Source organism: Stieleria sp. (assembly GCF_041595215.1).
Taxonomy (GTDB): Bacteria; Planctomycetota; Planctomycetia; order Pirellulales; family Pirellulaceae; genus Stieleria; species Stieleria magnilauensis.
Genome location: NZ_JBFHKV010001295.1, coordinates 1 through 2,116 on the forward strand (window position 1 = coordinate 1; position 2,116 = coordinate 2,116).

At 60.5% G+C, this 2,116-nt stretch carries 1 protein-coding gene and 1 pseudogene; one reads left to right on the forward strand and one right to left on the reverse strand.

Going from position 1 to position 2,116, the window contains the following annotated elements; translation table 11 throughout:
* Positions 1-2 precede the first annotated feature (2 nt).
* Positions 3-1,496 carry a 2-isopropylmalate synthase gene (locus ABX749_RS30710; RefSeq protein WP_372899392.1) on the forward strand — a complete coding sequence of 498 codons (1,494 nt, stop codon included), beginning with the start codon at positions 3-5 and terminating at the stop codon, positions 1,494-1,496.
* Positions 1,497-1,717: 221 nt separating this feature from the next.
* On the opposite strand, the pseudogene ABX749_RS30715 reads toward ABX749_RS30710, so the two are convergent.
* Positions 1,718-2,116 (reverse strand): annotated as a pseudogene (locus tag ABX749_RS30715) (hypothetical protein); the annotation flags it as partial.

Below are 2,116 nucleotides of genomic sequence, written 5' to 3' on the forward strand. Positions count from 1 at the left end.
GAATCTTTGACACCACGCTTCGCGACGGCGAACAGTCCCCCGGGGCGAGCATGAATTTGGCGGAGAAGCTGGAGGTCGCCCACGCGTTGGCAGACCTCGGCGTGGATGTGATCGAAGCCGGTTTTCCGATCGCCTCACCGGGTGACTTCGATGCGGTCAAACAGATCGCCGAAACGATCAAAGGGTCGACGATCTGTGGCTTGGCCCGCTGCAGTGAAAAAGACATCTTGCGTGCCGCCGAGGCGGTCCAGAACGCCGAGCAGTCGCGCATCCATGTTTTTTTGGCGACCAGCGCGATCCATCGCGAGTTCAAGTTGCGGATGACACCGGACGAAATCGTCCGTCGCGCCGTCGAAGGTGTCAAACTGGCCGCCAGCAAGTGCGACGACATCGAATTCTCGCCCGAAGACGCTTGCCGCACCGAACACGATTTCCTGTGCCGCGTCGTCGAAGCCGCGATCGACGCCGGAGCGACGACCATCAACGTGCCCGACACCGTCGGCTACGTCACGCCCGCGGAGATTTTTAAGATCTTTGACATGCTCCGCAACCGCGTGCCTAACATGGACAAAGCCGTGCTCAGCACCCATTGCCACGATGACTTGGGGATGGCCGTCGCCAACAGTTTGGCAGCCGTCGCGGCCGGTGCCGGCCAAATCGAGTGCACCATCAACGGCATCGGCGAACGCGCCGGCAACGCGGCCTTGGAAGAAGTCGTGATGGCGATGAAGACACGCGGCGATTTCTATGACTGCACCACGCGAATCAATTCCCAACGATTGGTCCCTGTCAGCCGACTGGTCAGCAAGGTGACCGGAATCAGCGTGCAGCGCAACAAAGCCATCGTGGGACGCAACGCATTCGCCCACGAATCGGGGATCCACCAAGACGGCATGCTGAAAGAACGCAGCACGTATGAAATCATGTCGCCCGAAGAAGTCGGGTTTGCCAAAACCGATCTGGTGCTGGGTAAACACAGCGGACGGGCCGCCTTGGCCGACCGCGCCAAAACTCTCGGCTTTCACATCGACGGCGAGGAACTCAACTCGGTCTTCGAGCAGTTTAAATTGTTGGCCGACAAGAAGAAAGAAATCTACGACGGCGACATCATCGCGTTGGTGCAACAAAAGATCAGCACCAGCGGCGGCCAAACCTGGTCATTGGTCGACTACGAAGTCACCTGTTCGAAACAGCAATCGCCCAAAGTGAAGTTGACGCTCAGTGACGGAAGCGAAGAAAAGTCCGCCGAAGTCACCGAGGGTGACGGGCCGATCGATGCCGCATTTTGGGCCGTCGAACAGATCACCGGCGTGCAACTGGTCTGCAAGGACTATCGCGTCCGCAGCGCCACGCTCGGCCGCGACGCGATCGGCGAAGTCAACTTGGAAGTCGAACACAAAGGCCGGCTGTATCGCGGCACCGGCGTCAGCACCGACAGCGTCGAAAGCACCATCCTGGCCATGCTCAACGCCATCAACCGCATCGCCGCAGAGTGAGTTCGGGAAAACGACGCACGACACGAGAGCCGTAGGGCATGCTGTGCATGCCACTCACTCTCCCGTAGGGCATGCTGTGCATGCCACTCCGTCGCGCCCGCGAAGAATCACGGTTCGTCATGCACAGCATGACCTACCTCTTGGATCATCGCGGAAGGGCGCAAGCCCTCCGGTCTTGCCGACACCGAACGGCTCGCGGCCTGCACCGCTAACAGCGGCACCTACTTCTCAACCACGCCGGCTGCGAACCCACCCTCCTCTTCATCGGCACCGTCATCGTCGCCGACGGGAACAGGCAGTTCGCCGGTCATCGGATCGGGTTTAAGCTTCATCGTGTCGCGGTCGGGCGTGAATTCACCGTCGCCGGCGAGCATGTGAATGCTGGAACCGGGCGTATCGGGTCCCGGCGGATTGGCGTCGTTGTCGCCCAACAGGTCACCGACGTCCAACGGCAGGGGATCGATTTCCGCATCCAGTGCGGTCGCGTCAAAACCGCTCGACGCATCCTCCAGCACCACGTCGGGCACCTCCGCCGAATCGACTTCTTCGGCGGTCGGAATCGGATCCAAGAAACCCAACTCGTCGTCCGAATCGATCGTTTCGGCCAACTGCCCGACCGA